Below are 16,595 nucleotides of genomic sequence, written 5' to 3' on the forward strand. Positions count from 1 at the left end.
GGCTTTAATCATTGGCAGACAGAGAAGGGTAATTAATCTTTACAGGCTGTCTTTGTGTGCCAGAATCCGCCGGCTGCCGCCCAGCTCGGCAGGTGAAACAATACCTGCGGCTTCAAGTGCTTCCATCAGATTTGCTGCACGGTTGTAACCAATGCGCAGATGGCGTTGTAAAGATGAAATAGATGTTTTACGGGTTTCCAGTACAAAGGCTACCGCCTGATCGAATAATTCGTCACTGTTGGCGTTCGGATTAACCTGATTAACATTAGTCTGAGCAGCCTCTCCCGATAATAAGCCTTCTACGTATTGGGCAGGAGCCTGCTGTTTAATGAAGTTAACGATGGCATGAACTTCATCATCGGAGACAAATGCACCATGCAGACGGGTGGGTTCAGCCTGACCGGGCGGTAAAAACAACATATCACCTTTACCCAGCAGGTTTTCAGCGCCCATCTGATCCAGAATGGTACGGCTGTCAATTTTGCTGGATACCTGAAATGAAAGCCGGGTGGGGATATTGGCTTTAATCAGTCCGGTAATCACATCAACACTCGGGCGCTGTGTTGCCAGTATCAGGTGGATACCGGCAGCACGGGCTTTTTGTGCCAGCCGGGCAATCTGCTGTTCTACTTTTTTGCCTTCTACCATCATCAGGTCTGCCAGCTCATCAATAACAACAACGATATAAGGCAGTTTATCCAGTGGTTCCGGATCGTCCGGATTGGTACCGAATGGGTTAACCAGTGGCGTTGATGCTGCTTTGGCAGCTGCTACTTTGTCATTAAAGCCGGTAATGTTGCGTACTCCGACATGCGCTAACAGTCGGTAACGTTTTTCCATTTCGGTAACACACCAGTTGAGTGCCTGAGCTGCTTCTTTCATATCGGTAACCACCGGAGCAAGCAGATGTGGAATGCCGTCGTATACGCTTAATTCCAGCATTTTCGGGTCTACCATGATAAAGCGTACTTCGTCTGGCTGTGCTTTGTATAAAATCGACAGAATCATGCAGTTAACACCGACAGATTTACCAGAGCCGGTAGTACCGGCAACCAGTAAATGCGGCATTTTCGCCAGACTGGCAATCACGGGTGCACCGGCAATATCTTTCCCCATAGCCATGGTTAATTTATCAGCGGCTTCATGAAAGATTTTTGCGCCCAGTATTTCTGACAGCAGAACGTTTTGGCGTTCTTCATTAGGCAGCTCAATGCCCATCGTGGTTTTACCGGCGATGGTTTCTACAACACGCACGCTTTGTACTGAAAGGGAGCGGGCCAGATCTTTATTAAGATTGACTATCTGGCTGCCTTTTACTCCCTGTGCCGGCTCGATTTCATAGCGGGTAATAACCGGGCCGGTAGTGGCACTGGTCACTTCAACTTCAACGCCGAATTCTTTCAATCGGGATTCGATGTGTGCAGCCGTTTGCTGTAAAAGCTCGCTGTTAACCACAGCAGGCTGACCGGAGGGTTTGCTGAGTAATTCTGTATCCGGTAAATGAATCAGACCATTATCACTTTTTACTATAGGTTCAGATACCGGTGCCGGTTCTGTTAAATCCTGTGCAACGGGTACTTCTGTACGTACAGCCACGGTTTTACGGTTGCTGGTGGTAAGCTCGGGCGGTTCGATATTTTTTGCTGTAATATTTTTGGCCTGTTTGACTACACGCCGGACGGTTTTGTTGTTAGGAAATTCGGTAATTAACCGCTGCGGCCGGCGCAGTAATTTGCACCAAAACCATTCAAACTGTGCACCAAGTTTTTCGATTACGGTTAACCACGATACCTGCAATAACATTGACAGCCCGATCAGCATCATAAATATACTGATAATCAGACCACCGGTCATACCGAAGAACTGATGTAACAGTTTTCCGAAACTTTGCCCAGTTAAACCTCCCGCACCAATAGGCAGAGCATTCTCAAGCACACTGGTAAATACCAGATTTTCCAGGGCAGGGCTGAAAACCAGAAGTACAGCTAAACCACTCAGAGCCAGCCAGATGCTGTAGGGTTTACTGTCAACGCTGGTGTTAAGAGAGCGTGCATTGAGCGGACGAAAGCTTTTATACAGGGCGATAATGGCAGCAATAATTAACCACCAGACAGATAAACCGAAAATGTAGTAGCCGATATCAGACAGCCATGCTCCGGTAAGACCAGCCAGATTATGAGTTTTATTAATTTGTGCAATACCGCGTGACCATGCCGGATCAGCCATATCAAAGCTGGCTAATGACAGTATGACAAACAGGGTAATCATCAGTGCCAGCAGCCAGAAAATATCATTAATGAGGTTCATTAACCATGGCTGTCTGGGTTTGCTGATTTCCTGTGGTTTGAGTTTTTTCGGTAACTGCTTGCTCGGAGCAGTTTTTTTTCGTGTTGTGGCCATAAATGTTGCAGCTTAATTTGGTATTTTTATCAGAAATTAACTGGTTATTATACGTTCTGTCAGGCTCTGTATCTGATATTAGTAACAGGATTTAACGGTTTTTTGCGGAGTATCAAACCCAGTAACCGCAGCCGGGTATACGTGCACCATGAGCACCTGTAGCATGATGAGTGGCTACAGGCTGACGCTGATACCAGCATGCCGCCAGCCAGGCAAAGGCAGAAGCCTCAACCAGTTGTGCCGGAAGTTGTAAAGTATCGGTGCTGTATAGAGATATCCGATGTAAATCTAGCTGCTGTGCCAGTGTTTGCATCAGAAGCAGATTTTGCGCCCCGCCGCCACATGCATATACGCTGCCGGCATCAGATGCGGCATTTATAATGGCGTTTACTGCACTGTGTGCGGTTAGTTCAAGCAGAGTGCGTAATACATCTGCGGGATTTTCCTGTCCGTTAAGATACTGGCTGAGCCAATCGAAACTGAATAAATCACGGCCGGTGCTTTTGGGATAAGGCTGGCTGAAATAGGCATGGCTGAGCATGGCTTGCAGCAATGGCTCAATTGTCCGGCCTTGTGCGGCAAGTGTGCCGTTAAAATCAAATTCCTGCTGCCAGTTTTGCTGTACCCATGCATCCATCAGCATATTGGCCGGACCGGTATCGAAGCCGAATGCCGGCTGGTGTGGTTGCAGAACACTGATATTGGCAATGCCGCCTAGATTCAGAACCACACGGCATTGCTTTTCATCAGCAAAAACTGCCTGATGGAAGGCCGGTACCAATGGCGCACCCTGACCACCGGCAGCCAGATCGCGGCTGCGAAAATCACCTACTGTGGTAATACCGGTAAGTTCGGCCAGTAGTGCCCAGTCCATTAGCTGAATACTGTAATGCTGTTCCGGTACATGACGTATGGTCTGACCGTGACAGCCCAGTGCTGTCACGGCTCGTGCTTCGGTTTGTGCTGTACTGAGCACTGTACTGACAGCCTGAGCATTCAGGCGTGCTAGCTGCTGTGCCAGTACGGCAGCCTGTGCCAGTTCGTTCTGCTGTGGTATTTGTAATGATAATAGCTGCTGCCTGAGTGTTTCCGGGTAGGCGACAAATGCATGTGCACAGACACCCAGCCATTGAGTACCGGAAAGCTTGGCCAGTACGGCATCAATACCATCCATGCTGGTACCTGACATCAGGCCGATATAGTATTGAAAAGAAGGTGTGCTGTTCATCAGGCGAAAGTAGCCATTACCGGTGCATGATCACTGGGGCGTTCCCAGCCGCGGGCTTCGCTGTCTATCTGTACTTCACGCAAAGCCGGCAATAACGCATTGCTGATCAGTATATGATCTATGCGTAAACCAAGTTTGCGTTTAAACATATTCATACGATAATCCCACCAGGTATAGTTTGTGCTGTCCGGATAAAGATAATACAGACTGTCTGTTAATCCCAGATTCAGCAACTGCTGAAACCAGCTGCGCTCCTGTGCTGAACACAATACTTTGTCCTGCCATTTTACCGGGTCATAAACATCTGTATCGTGTGGTGCGATATTAAAATCGCCCAGCAATATGGTTTTGGGATGTTGTGCCAGCTCAGTGTTGATATAGTTATTCAGTGCCGCAAACCAACACTCTTTATAGGCAAATTTTTCGCTGCCTACAGCCTCACCATTGACGCAATAAGCACAGATAATTCTGACATCATTAACCGTTGCCGCAATAATACGTTTTTGCGGTTCATTCAATTCGGGAATATCAACTGTTACGTCCTCAAGAGGCTGTCTGCTGAGTATGGCAACGCCATTATAGGTTTTCTGTCCGTTCCATGCTGCATGATAGCCGATTTGAGTAAATTCAGTTTCCGGGAATTTATCCTGCTCAAGTTTCAGTTCCTGCAAAGCCAGAATATCCGGTTGGTTTTCTTCGAGCCAGCGCAGCGTATGCGGCAGACGCACATTGAGGGAGTTCACATTCCAGGTGGCAATTTTCATGATGGATTCTGTTTCAGCAAAACGGGTATTGTATGCGTAAAATTTGGTGAGTTCCAGAGCAGATAACGCTATCAGTTAATCCAGCTGGGCAATGGTAACATTCAGATTACGAAAACCGGATAACTGCTTATCCCAGTGATGCTGTTTCTTTTTGAAGTCAGCCAGTTCACGTGCATTCAGTGTGCGGGTCGGCAGGGCAACGCTGGTCGGATTTACCGGCTGTCCGTTAATCCGGACTTCGTAATGCAGATGCGGGCCGGTAGAAACGCCAGTACTGCCTACGTATCCGATGATATCACCAGCCTGTACACGCTGACCAACACTTAGATTAGCAAAAGCACTCATGTGTCCGTACAGGGTTTGCATGCTGTCATTGTGCCGAAGCACAACTGCATTGCCATAGCCCCCTTTGATACCAAAGCTTTCAACAGTACCATCCGATGGGGCATGTATGGGTGTTCCGCTGGCAACAGCATAATCGATACCGCTGTGCATGCGCAGAGTTTGCAGTATCGGATGAAAACGTGTACCAAAGGGGGAAGAAATTCGTGCACCATCAACTGGTACACTGGAAAATCCTTTGCGCAAAGGTTTACCATTTACATCATAGTACTGACCGTTACCATCATTACCAGTATCGTAATAATAGGCATGATAAATATTGCCATTGTGGCTGAATTCTGCTGCGCGTATATCACCTGTTGCCAGTTCCTGACCGCGATAATACAGGCTGTCGTAAATAAGGCGGATAGTATCGCCACTTTGCAGCGAGTTAATATCAATTTTGTCTTTGAAAATTTCACGCAGTGATTCTCTGATTTCTACCGGAATACCAGCTTGTGCCAGTGCTCCGCGTGCAGAGGTTTTAACGACAACGGCTTTAAATGTCGGCAGGGTTTCAGTATCCACTGCGCTGATATCGGCATTCCAGTTATTACCGGTTTTTTTCAGTGCCACCAGATTTTTTTCGCCATTGTCATCATCGTTAAAAAACTGGATATCGGTAAGGAGGCCATTGTTATCCGTGCGGATGCTGAAAACCTGATTGACCTGTAAATGCTGTACCTTATTTTTGATGATGTTAAGACTGGTAATGCGCTGAATTTCATCTGCACTGATACCAAAGCGGCTTAGTACCATGTTAATCGTATCGCCGGGCTGGACGATTTCATCCCGCCAGAAATTCTGTACAGGCGCCTGGGTTTTAATGTTAACCGGTGCCAGTTTAAGTGTTATATGCTTTGGCTGATAACGATCTGAATTGTGTTTACGGCCGGATATGAGTACAACCAGTATAATCAGAAGCAATACGATTGCCACGGCAATACCACACCAGAGTTTTGGTTTGGCGGCTATTTTCTGTTTTAACTGCTTTAACAAGGCTGATGATTGAGTTAACAGGGACATGGTTGTGTATCGGGCAATCCATCCTAAAACAGGTAAATGTAAAACTATTTATCTGAAATTACCAGTGTCAGAATAATTTTTATGATTGATTTTGTGTTTGCTGTTGTAGTTGTCTTGCCCATCGGGACAGACTGATATTCAGTTGCTTTAAACATGGCTGTAGCAGGGTGTTTACGGAAGTAGCTACGGCTGAATTGTGATTAGGCTGATAAATAAATAGTTGATACAAATCTGACAGCATGATTTTATCCGGATCTTTTTGCAATACCCAGCCGTCACTACAGTAAGCAATATAATGCTGCTTTTCGAGTTTAGAAAGTATCTGGTCTAAATGTTTATCACTGATTCCGAGCTTTTGCTGCAACAGACAGGATTTGACAGCCTGTCCTTGTTGCTGAGCTGTTACCAGTTGATACAACAGATCAAGTGCATTTTCAAATGGCTGATACTGACGCAGATGGCGAAATCTGTCCTGATGCCAGTAGGGCAAAGAAGAGGTAAGTACAGCACCGGCAAGTAACAGCAACCATAATAAATTCAGCCAGATTAAAAATACCGGTATTGCTGCAAATGCACCATATACTTTCTGATAATTGCCAAAATAGGTAACAAAAATAGCAAAGCCGCGCCGCAATAAATCCAGCCCTACTGCTGTGATGAAAGCACCCAGCAGTGCATGTTGCCATCGAACAAAACAAAATGGTACCAGTTTATATAATAAAAACAACAAAATGGTGAATAGCGCCAGATTGGTGATAATTTTAAAAAGTGTGCTGTAAAACGGTATCTGATTGGCCATATTGGCCGGATTAGATAATAAATTAATAAAAGACAGGCTCATTCCCAGCACGACCGGTCCCAGGGTTAGCAGTGCCCAGTAAATCAGAATACGAATCCATAGTGGTCGCTGATCGCGTGCCTGCCAGATTTGATTAAATGCATGCTCGATTGTTTGAATCAACATCAGTGAAGTAATAATCATAAAACTGATACCGACAGCAGTTAATCCGCTGGCTTTATCCCGGAAGTCATACAGATAGTCACTGACAGAATCGGCACCGGCTGCCGGTACAATAATATGAGTCAGAAACTGATTAAAGCGTGTGGCCATATCTGCAAACATGGGAAACGCATTAATGACAATAACAGTAATAGTAAAAAAAGGTACCAGTGCCAGCAGCGTAGTAAATGTCAGGCTGGCGGCAATAAGCGGCAGCTTGCAGCGCTGATAGTTATGCGCAACAAACAATAAAAACTGTGGCAGGCGCTGCTGTAAATATTTGCTTTTAAATAATTGTATATTCATGGCGACTCCTCACATGGCTGATTGTAATCAAAAAGAGCAGACGGCGCAGACTTTCCGTGCAGGCTGGTCAATTTATGACACTTACGGCACAATAATAGCCTTCAGACAATCTTCAAGGAGCAGTATATGGCCGATTTACCTATTCTGGTGGTGTATTACAGCCTGTCAGGCAGTACCCGTAATCTGGCACTGGCACTGGCTCGAGGTGCAGACAGTGTGGAAGGGTGTGAAGCTTTGTTACGCACTATACCGAAAGTATCGGCTGTATGTGAAGCAACAGCAGCGGAGATTCCGGATGAAGGAGCGCCTTATGTTACTCTGGATGAAGTTCAGAACTGTGCAGCGCTTGCTCTGGGCAGTCCGACGAGGTTTGGAAATTGTGCTGCACCGGTTAAATATTTTCTCGACAGTACCAGCAGCCTGTGGCTGGCGGGAAGTCTGATTGGCAAACCAGCCTGTGTATTTACCAGTACCACCAGTTTGCATGGTGGTCAGGAAAGTACGCTTTTAAGTATGATGACTCCGCTTTTGCATCACGGGATGCTGTTGTGCGGTATTCCGTTCAGTGAACCACAGCTTAATGGTACCCATAGTGGCGGAACACCTTACGGTGCCAGCCATGTGGCTGGTCATAATAATAATACCCAATTGAGTGCTGAAGAAGAGGCACTGGCGTTTGCGCAGGGTAAGCGGCTGGCTGAACTGGCGCTGCGTCTGAAACGCTAAAATTAATATCAGGAATAATCATGAGTTACCACACCAATCTAAAGAGTGAAGCTACTTTACCGACTATTTACCGTCATCGCTCCATCCGTAAATTTACTGAAGAAGCTTTAACGGATGAGCAGCGTGAAGCGATCTGGGAGGCCGGTCGTGCTGCTTCTTCATCCAGTTTTATGCAGAGTACCCAGATTATTCGCGTCACAGATGCAGAAAAACGTGCGGCTTTATGTGAAGTTGCAGCCAATCAGAAATACGTACGTACTGCTGCAGAATTCTGGGTATTTTGTATTGATTACACAAAACACAGGCAGGCTTTTCCTGAAGCCCAGCTGGACTGGACTGAAGGATTAATTCTCGGTGCTGTGGATGCCGGTATCATGGCACAAAACTGTCTTCTGGCAGCTGAATCAATGGGCTTGGGCGGTGTGTATATTGGTTCTCTGCGTAATGATGTCGCCCGTGCGGCAGAAATACTGGCGTTGCCGCCATTAACTTTTCCGCTGTTCGGCATGTGTATCGGGCATCCGGCTCAGGATCCGATGTATCGTCCCCGTCTCCCTCTGGAAACACTGGTGAGTGAAAACCGCTATAAGGCACTTGATGCAGCCAAACTGGCTGCTTATGATGAACAGCTCACTGCTTATTATAAAGAGCGCAGTGGTCTGGATCTGAACTGGAGTAAGGCTGTGACTAACAATTTTTCTCAGCCTTTACGTCCGCAGATTCTGCCATTTTTGCATCAGCAGGGGCTGGCGAAACGTTAAACAGACTGAATAAAAAATAACCGGTTTTGCAGGATAATTACCCGCAGAACCGGTTTTTTATTTAAATGTAGAATTACCGCTGCTGACGCATGGATAAAATACTTTCACCCAGTGCCTGACCAAGTCGCTGATAACCTTTTGAGGTAAAGTGAACACCATCATTGCGGGCCAGTCCCTGATTAATCCATGGTTTCATACTGCATTCACCACCCATTACAGCCTGCCAGTCCCAGAAAAATACCTGCTGGCTTTGTGCCACTTCTTTTTGCATTTCCTGTAATTCAGTGAGTTTTTCCGGTCGTACGCCGCATGAGCCGGCTGTACTTTTCAGGCTTTCCGGTGCACCAAGAATCATAATGGCGCTGTTGGGTGAGGCCGCACGAATGCGGTTAATAGTTTCAATCAGATTTTGTCTAATGGTTTCAATCTCAACTCCGTTATAGGCTTCGTTGGTACCGTAGGCAAGAATAATCAGGTCAGGAGCAATAACATTCAACTCCTGCTGCCATGCCTGAGTATTCCAGCGTTGCCACTGAGTAAGCTGGGCTCCATTAATTCCCAGAGCAGAAAATACCACACCCTGACGGTTTTGATTACGTACCCACCAGCCGCCTATGGCTGTCTGAAAATTCATACCGGCGGTAACGGTAATCGGAAAACGTGCATTAAACTGACTGAAATGCCATTGATTGTCTTTGGGTTGTGCGCCAAGTTCAATCTGTTTACCATTACTGTCGGTAATCGTTAAATCTTCATCATTCGGTCCCTGACGGATAGTGACGGTAACCGTTTGTTCGGCTTCGGGCTCTCCACGTGTTTTGATGGTCATTACAGCCCCCACAGAAGGAACAGCTACCAAACCGCCAAGTGCATAATTCTGGCTGGTATCGGTACGGCTGGAGATAGCCTGCCAACCCTGATTCTGATAGGTAAAACGCGCCAGACGTAAACCCGGAAACTGAGTCGGCATAGCCCAGCCGGGACCGCCATTGCCTAATTGCTGCTGTAAATACATACGGGCAGCATCAGTAAGGTAATCCGCTGCTGTATGTGAATCACCGATTTGTACTATATTGATGCTTTTTTTCTGTAATGCCTGGGCTATCTGAGCAGCATGATTATTCTGCGAAGATGCTGATACCTGTTTGCGGCCAGATTTTGCCGGAACCGGATCTGCTGAACAGGCCATGATCGACAGGCAGCAACTTAAAATGACAAAATGTTTTTTACTGTACATTTGTTGAATCGTTATCCATAGTTTGTGCTGGCAGGTTAAAGCGGTTAAAAATATTTTGGGCAATAATTTTTTGCCCGGTCACAGTAAAATGAATCCCGTCTGAACTGCGGGTTTTAATTTTTTTTCCATCGGTTTGCGTTACCGTATCATAAAATTGATCACCATTACTACCCAGCATTGCGCGGGTATCTACGACATATCCATGATTTTTGCTTACTTCATCGGCTGTAATCTGACGCAGATAAATCATTTGCTCATTCAATTTCTGTTTTCTCATACTTGGCGGAGTCAGCCACAAAACGGTGACCTGATGCTGTCGGGCACTATCCATAATCGTTTTGATGTGGTTGCGGTAAATACTTTCCCATTGAGGAGATGCGAAGCTGACAAATCTGCTGCCGTTATGCGGATCAGGAATATCCCATGGATCATTAGGACCAAGAAACATAACCAGTATTTTGATATGCGGATTATTATCCAGCGTATTTGCAATAGTTTGCGGCCAGTTAAAAAAGCTCGGATAGGTTAATCCGGTACTCTGTTTGCTCAGGTTAATGGTTTTAATACCATAAACATCACTGAGCCATTTTTGCACATGCGGTGCCACTCCCTGCATTAATGAATCACCGGCAAAAAACACTTCATCAGCAGCTGTAAGCGTAAAGGCTGCTTTCATATCATTTTCTTTTGCTGCTTTTTTCTGGGCTAACCGATGCTGTTCCTGTGCAAGTTTTAGTTGTTGCTGCAATTTGGCTTTATAGCTGTCCGTATAGGCATAATTATCATTAAAAGCAGTGATGATGCTGAGGTTAGCAGACTTGATATACTGATTAAGCTGGCTGACACCGTTATTAAGTGTTTCGCCGGCATGGCTGCCTGTTTGCCACCATGTCTGCTGTTTCAGGTTCGTTAAAATACTATTGCTGTGGTAAGTTTGCTGATAATAGGCGATGACAGAATTTTGCATCAGCCAAAGTGAAATAGTTGCAGTGATGAGAAAGAATAGTAAAACAAAACGAAATTGTTGTTTATTACTTTTCTTTGGGCGCTCTCTGGTTTCTGTTTCTTCACTTGCAACGACAATAGGTACGGTCGTGATGGTTTTTACACTAACATCTGTTATTTCCCTGAACTGGGAAAACTTTTTTTTACTTCCCTTTTTGCGGTAAGAAGGCACGCGGCGATATTTAGAAATTGGCATAGATAAATCCCGGAATACCAGCCGGCGCACAGATTAATACCAGAACCACTAACAGTAATAAAGGAAGAATCAGACGGTATCGTGGCAAAGAATCCGCGCGCTTGTATAACATATTGGTAAATTTTGCCAGAAATGGATACAGTGTCCATGCCAGCAATAACAAACTAAAAAAATAAAACGGATTGGTACTCAGAGGTACATTAATATTGTTGTAAAGCAATGCGTGTAACAAAAGCATAGCATCGTTAAGTGTAGGTGCGCGGAAAAAAATAAAACAAAAACATACAAAATGTATAGTCACAACTATGCTGACAATTTTAGCTGGCCGGCTACTTTTACTCAAAGCGTCGCGAGCTTTATTCAATTCACAATGACGCAGACGACTGTACAGCCAGTCGCCCAGATTAAGCAAGATCATCCCGGCTGCATGCAATAAGCCCCAGATTAAAAAATGCCAGCCTGTCCCGTGCCAGATTCCGGATAATGCCATCGCTATCAGCAGGTTAAGCTGAGTGCGAGCCATTCCATGTCGGCCGCCGCCCAATGGAATATAAATATAATCCCGTATCCAGGTTGATAAGCTGATGTGCCAGCGCAGCCAGAATTCGCGGATATTGTGTGCCAGTAATGGTGTGCGGAAATTTACCGGAAGGCGAAATCCCAGTAGCAGCCCCATCGCAATCATCAGGTCACTGTAACCGGAAAAATTAAAAAACAGCTGAACAGTATAGCCATATATGGCAGCCAGTATTTCCAGACTATGATATTGCATGGGATTGGCAAATACCGGATCTACCCAGTTGTCGGCAATCCAGCCGGACAGCCACCAGTTTTTCATTAAAGCCATTACAATCAGACACAATGCCAGAGTAGGTGCCAGAATTCTGCGGCGTTGCGGAGTATAGATTTGTGTTGCCATGCCGCAGGGCTGTTTATATATATCCGTTAACCCGCGTGCATCGTAGGCGCGTGCAATCGGGCCTGCAGTAATAGTAGGGAAAAAAGCCAGATGCAGGGCCAGACCCGGTAATGTAAAAACTTTACCGGCAGGCTGATTGTGGCATCGCTCCTGATAAAGCGAAACCAGATAGCTGATGGCCTGAAATGAGTAGTAGGACAGTCCCAGCGGTAATATGATACCCGACAGCCAGTCGGAACTCAGTTTCAAACTATCCAGGCCATAGCTGACAGACGTGCGGAAAAAATCAAAATATTTCCATAATGCCAGATTCAGAATAGTGCATATGATTGCAGTTATCAGCCATATTCTGGGTTTAGCGGCATGAACTATTCGTACAGATGTGGCATAAATAAATACCGTAAATAGCAGTAATGCAATTAGTGCCTGTATTTTTCCGCACAAATAAACAATCAGATAACTGGTGCACAGTAAAAGCAGATTTTGCAGTTTCGGTTTGCTGCCCAACAGCCAGTAAAGACAGAAAAAGACAATAAATGAAAGGCCGAATTCAATAGATATAAAACTAAACATGAAACAGATAAACAGTCAGAAAGTAGTGATTGTTAAACCATGCCAAACATAAATAATAAGAAAAGCAACAGTTGAGAATCAGTTAATTCATGTTTATGCTTAAATCCGGATTATTTCCGGCAGCTAATATATGCATACAATATTTGTTTTGTAAAAGCATATAATCAATCAATGATCCGGTATTATGAATAAGCTTACAAAAAATCTCACATTACCAGAATAAACAAGTATTCTCAGTGTGAATGAAAAATACATATTCATAAAATATAAACACTGCAAACCGGAATATGTATTCTTTTCGCTTAATCTGAATTGGCTGTCAATTCTCAAGTCTATTAATGATTCAGTAGCTCACTGAACATGACTTGTACATACAAGTATTTTACCTTGATATGTGAAACAATGTAAGGAAATTAATAAATAAAAATTTATTATTTAAATAATAAACATATTAAAAATATTTACTGCTTTTGCTGATATCAATATTTCTCCGCACGAAGCCAGAGTAAACACCGGCAAAATTTCTGTGTTTTCTGCTATTATCAACTTATGTAAAAAATTTATTGCCGGTATGTATATAAATATTAACTATGGATTCCAGAATGATCTGAGCTGAAATCTGCTGATATTCACATTTGACTTTTACCATATGTCAGGGTTTAACGTATTAAATGGTATCAGACAATATTTAAAGGAATACTATGCACGACCACGACCATAACCATACACATGAGCATAAACATGATGAAACTCATCATCACCATCATCACCTTGGTGCACATAGTGCAGATAAAAAAGTTTTAAGTATTTCACTGCTGATTATCGGTGCATATATGGTGGTAGAGATTATTGGCGGCTGGTTAACCAATAGTCTGGCACTGCTGTCGGATGCTGGTCATATGTTTTCGGATGCACTGGCACTGGCACTGTCGTTAATCGCATTTCACCTGAGTGAGCGACCGGTAAACGGTCGGCAGACCTTTGGTTATAAACGCTTTGAAATTATTGCGGCGGCAGTAAATGGTCTGGCGCTAATGGTAATTGCAGTCATGATTGTTTATGAAGCCATAGGTCGTTTTGTTAATCCGCCGGATATTGCTACTCGGGGCATGCTGGTTATCAGTACGATTGGTTTACTGGTAAATATTATTATTGCCTGGTATATGCACAGCAGTAGTGAGACAGAACATAATGTAAACATGCGCGGGGCGTTTTTACACGTATTGGGTGATTTACTCGGTTCGGTGGGTGCTATTGCTGCAGCCGTACTGATGATGCTGTTTGGCTGGCGCTGGGCTGACCCGGTAGCAAGTATAGTGGTAGCCTGCCTGATTGCTTACAGTGGAATCGGAATCCTGAAAACCACTTTGCGTATTCTGATGGAAGGCACTCCGGATGCAATTGAGCTGGAGCAGCTGGGCAGAGTGATTCAGGATATGCCGGGAATTAAAGCTGTACATGATTTACATGCATGGACCATTACCAGCAATATGAATGCTTTGTCCTGCCATATTGTTGTTGATGGTACATTAACGATAACGGAAGCAGAGAAACTGGTTAATGAGCTGGCAGAAGTATTGCTCAGACATGATATACATCATGTTACAGTACAGACAGAAAGCGCAGCCCATAAACACAGCAATAATCTTTTATGCTGTATCCCTTCTGTTGCCGGTCAGCATGTTCATTAATACAATATAATCAGATTATCAGACCATATTTCAGGTAGAAAATCATGATTAAAGCTGTGTTATTTGATCTGGACGGTACCTTGGCCGATACGGCGCCAGACTTAGGGATAGCCCTTAATAATGTGCTGCAAAAGCAGAATTTACCGCCTAAAACTATGGCAGAGATTCGTCCGGTTGCCAGCCATGGTGCAGCAGGACTGATTAAACTCGGTACAGGTATGCAGCCTGATAATCCTGCGTTTGCAGCTTTGAGGCAGGATTTTATGGCTGAGTATGAACTGCATTTTACTGATCAGACTGTTTTATTTGGCGGCATCAATGAGTTATTAGAAAAACTGGCTGAACAGAATATAGTCTGGGGGATTATTACCAATAAGCCGCATGTTTTTACTGACCGTCTGGTACCAAAACTCGGATGCAGTATTGAACCGGCTGTAATCGTAAGCGGAGATACCACCAGTGCGCCGAAACCCAGTACCGAACCCATGTTCTATGCCTGCCGTCACATTGGCGTAGCTCCCGAAAATTGCCTGTATATCGGTGATGCAGAGCGTGATATGCAGGCAGGACGTAATGCCGGCATGATTACAGTGCTGGCGAACTGGGGATATATCGGTGCAGAAGACAACATATCGCAATGGCCAGCCGATTATATTGTTGAGCAGCCAAAAGAAATTCTTCAACTATTAAGTAAATAATTTTTTAAACGAACAAGGGGAAAACATGAAAACCATTGGGTTGCTCGGTGGCATGAGCTGGGAAAGTTCTGCTGAATATTACCGCATGATTAATGAACAAGTACGTGAGCGTCTTGGTGGTACGCATTCAGCCCGCAGCATCATGTTATCTGTTGATTTTGCTGAAATCGAAGCTTTGCAGCATCAGGGACGATGGGATGAACTGGCTGAAAATATGTGTACAGCAGCACGTCAGCTGGAGCAGGGCGGAGCACAGTGTATTGTAATTTGTACCAATACCATGCATCGTATGGCTGAACAGGTACAGAATAGTATAACAATACCTTTGCTACATATCGCTGATGCAACGGCTAAGCAAATTTGTAGCCAGAAACTGCAAAAAGTTGGTTTACTGGGTACCGAATTCACCATGAAGCAGGATTTTTATAAAGGCCAGCTTACAGAAAAATTCGGTTTAGAGGTATTGATTCCTGACGATAAAGATTGTCAGACAGTACATAAAATTATTTATGAAGAGCTGGTATCAGGTATCATATGTGAAGAATCACGCCAGCAGTACCGGCAGATTATCCGGCGTCTGGCTGATAAGGGCGCTCAAGCCATCATTCTTGGCTGTACCGAAATTATGTTACTGGTTTCGCAGGATGACAGTCCGGTACCGGTATTTGATACTACGGCAATTCATGCTACTGCAGCAGTAGACTGGGCTTTAACAGATAAATAATGCAGTTTCCGAAATATAAAAGCGGATAAACGGATAAAACAGATGGCTATCTAACCATCTGTTTTGTTTTTCAGATAGATTCAGTTAAACGGTTGCGCAGCCAGCGTGCAGCTGTAGCTATTTCACCGGCGCATAAACCTATAGGACCGGTATCATTGGCAGCAAGAATATCTGCCGCAGCACCATGTAACCATACTCCGGCTGATACTGCCTGCTCCGGTGGGATTTGCTGAGCCAGCAAACTGCCGATGATGCCGGCTAAGACATCACCGCTACCTGCTGTTGCCAGTCCCGGATTGCCGGTTTCATTTTGCTGTATCTGGCCATGAGGTGAAACAATCAGACTCTGATGGCCTTTTAAAACTATCCATGCTGAATATTTTTGCGCCAGCTGGCTCGCGGCCTGATAACGGTTATTCTGAATTTCACTAATACTGCATTGCAGTAAGCGTGCAGCTTCTCCCGGATGCGGCGTTAAAACAACATTTTGATTCTTTTGCCTGCCAGTCAGCAAATTAGGTTGCTGAGCAAGTAAATTCAGTGCATCGGCATCGACTACCATCATATGCTTCTGTTGCAGACATTCAGTCAGTGTTGTCAGTGCTGTAGTTGAAGTACTCAGACCACAGCCAATCACCCATGCGGTAATATCGGAACGGTGTAAAAGCCGCCCAGCGGTATTTAACATAATTTCTGGCTGCTGGCTTAGTATTGGCATTGGTAATGCCGGTTGCTGAAAACCAAGCCAAACTTTACCGCAGCCACAATGAAGTGCAGCTATTCCGGCCAGAATAATCGAACCGGCCATGCCTTCTGAACCGCCCAGAATACCCAGCGTGCCAAACGTACCCTTATGGCTCTGAGATGGACGCTGCTGACATAATGCAGGAAACTGTCTGTTTGCCTGCCGTTGCCACTGGCTGAGAATATTTTTATCAATCTGAAAACTGTTCATTACTT

14 protein-coding genes are annotated in these 16,595 nt (G+C 44.8%); 5 read left to right on the top strand and 9 right to left on the bottom strand.

Annotated elements, in window-relative coordinates:
* Positions 1 to 39 precede the first annotated feature (39 nt).
* The 5 genes from H3U82_RS02715 to H3U82_RS02735 all read right to left on the bottom strand — a co-directional run bounded on the left by H3U82_RS02715 (position 40) and on the right by H3U82_RS02735 (position 7,105).
* Complete coding sequence (locus H3U82_RS02715; protein ID WP_198209085.1) at positions 40 to 2,400, bottom strand: DNA translocase FtsK; 2,361 nt, start codon at positions 2,398 to 2,400, stop codon at positions 40 to 42.
* A 112-nt stretch (positions 2,401 to 2,512) separates the two neighbouring features.
* Entirely contained in the window at positions 2,513 to 3,628 is a 1,116-nt protein-coding gene (locus H3U82_RS02720) for an anhydro-N-acetylmuramic acid kinase (protein WP_198209087.1), read from the bottom strand.
* Positions 3,628 to 4,392: an exodeoxyribonuclease III gene (gene xth / locus H3U82_RS02725; RefSeq protein WP_025330913.1), complete on the bottom strand. Its 765-nt coding sequence runs from the start codon at positions 4,390 to 4,392 to the stop codon at positions 3,628 to 3,630. The genes H3U82_RS02720 and xth overlap by 1 nt, the downstream gene beginning before the upstream one ends.
* Before the next feature lie 75 nt (positions 4,393 to 4,467).
* Positions 4,468 to 5,799 carry a LysM peptidoglycan-binding domain-containing M23 family metallopeptidase gene (locus H3U82_RS02730; protein WP_198209089.1) on the bottom strand — a complete coding sequence of 444 codons (1,332 nt, stop codon included), beginning with the start codon at positions 5,797 to 5,799 and terminating at the stop codon, positions 4,468 to 4,470.
* Between the two features lie 79 nt (positions 5,800 to 5,878).
* Complete coding sequence (locus H3U82_RS02735; RefSeq protein ID WP_198209091.1) at positions 5,879 to 7,105, bottom strand: YihY family inner membrane protein; 1,227 nt, start codon at positions 7,103 to 7,105, stop codon at positions 5,879 to 5,881.
* A 126-nt stretch (positions 7,106 to 7,231) separates the two neighbouring features.
* Here H3U82_RS02735 and wrbA point away from each other — a divergent pair, with 126 nt between their 5' ends.
* Together wrbA and nfsA are read left to right on the top strand one after the other, a co-directional pair.
* Positions 7,232 to 7,831, top strand: a complete 600-nt coding sequence (gene wrbA, locus H3U82_RS02740; RefSeq protein ID WP_198209093.1) for an NAD(P)H:quinone oxidoreductase — start codon at positions 7,232 to 7,234, stop codon at positions 7,829 to 7,831.
* 20 nt (positions 7,832 to 7,851) lie between these two features.
* On the top strand, positions 7,852 to 8,592 hold the full coding sequence (nfsA, locus tag H3U82_RS02745) for an oxygen-insensitive NADPH nitroreductase (RefSeq protein WP_096766258.1): 741 nt from the start codon (positions 7,852 to 7,854) through the stop codon (positions 8,590 to 8,592).
* 73 nt (positions 8,593 to 8,665) lie between these two features.
* Here the strand turns inward: nfsA and H3U82_RS02750 are convergent, their stop codons facing one another.
* From H3U82_RS02750 to H3U82_RS02760, 3 genes are read right to left on the bottom strand one after another with little or no spacing between them, the layout of a single operon-like run.
* Positions 8,666 to 9,781, bottom strand: a complete 1,116-nt coding sequence (locus tag H3U82_RS02750) for an SGNH/GDSL hydrolase family protein (protein WP_198209096.1) — start codon at positions 9,779 to 9,781, stop codon at positions 8,666 to 8,668.
* A gap of 37 nt (positions 9,782 to 9,818) precedes the next feature.
* Positions 9,819 to 11,030: an SGNH family hydrolase gene (locus H3U82_RS02755; protein WP_084564193.1), complete on the bottom strand. Its 1,212-nt coding sequence runs from the start codon at positions 11,028 to 11,030 to the stop codon at positions 9,819 to 9,821.
* Positions 11,017 to 12,522, bottom strand: a complete 1,506-nt coding sequence (locus H3U82_RS02760; protein WP_198209098.1) for an MBOAT family protein — start codon at positions 12,520 to 12,522, stop codon at positions 11,017 to 11,019. Before H3U82_RS02760 ends, H3U82_RS02755 begins: the two co-directional genes overlap by 14 nt.
* Before the next feature lie 701 nt (positions 12,523 to 13,223).
* Between H3U82_RS02760 and H3U82_RS02765 the strand changes: the two genes are divergently transcribed.
* The 3 genes from H3U82_RS02765 to H3U82_RS02775 are packed head-to-tail and all read left to right on the top strand — an operon-like array spanning position 13,224 to position 15,635.
* Positions 13,224 to 14,213: a cation diffusion facilitator family transporter gene (locus H3U82_RS02765; RefSeq protein ID WP_084586334.1), complete on the top strand. Its 990-nt coding sequence runs from the start codon at positions 13,224 to 13,226 to the stop codon at positions 14,211 to 14,213.
* Positions 14,214 to 14,257: 44 nt separating this feature from the next.
* The gene (locus H3U82_RS02770) at positions 14,258 to 14,911 is read left to right on the top strand and encodes an HAD family hydrolase (RefSeq protein WP_084547524.1); all 654 of its coding nucleotides are present in this window, start codon (positions 14,258 to 14,260) and stop codon (positions 14,909 to 14,911) included.
* Positions 14,912 to 14,936: 25 nt separating this feature from the next.
* Positions 14,937 to 15,635 (top strand): aspartate/glutamate racemase family protein, encoded by a 699-nt coding sequence (locus H3U82_RS02775; protein WP_198209100.1) that lies wholly within the window; start codon positions 14,937 to 14,939, stop codon positions 15,633 to 15,635.
* Between the two features lie 70 nt (positions 15,636 to 15,705).
* On the opposite strand, the gene H3U82_RS02780 is transcribed toward H3U82_RS02775, so the two are convergent.
* Entirely contained in the window at positions 15,706 to 16,590 is an 885-nt protein-coding gene (locus H3U82_RS02780) for an NAD(P)H-hydrate dehydratase (RefSeq protein WP_198209102.1), read from the bottom strand.
* Between the last annotated feature and the right edge of the window lie 5 nt (positions 16,591 to 16,595).

This window comes from Snodgrassella sp. W8132 (assembly GCF_016100865.1).
In the GTDB taxonomy this organism is placed as follows: domain Bacteria; phylum Pseudomonadota; class Gammaproteobacteria; order Burkholderiales; family Neisseriaceae; genus Snodgrassella; species Snodgrassella alvi.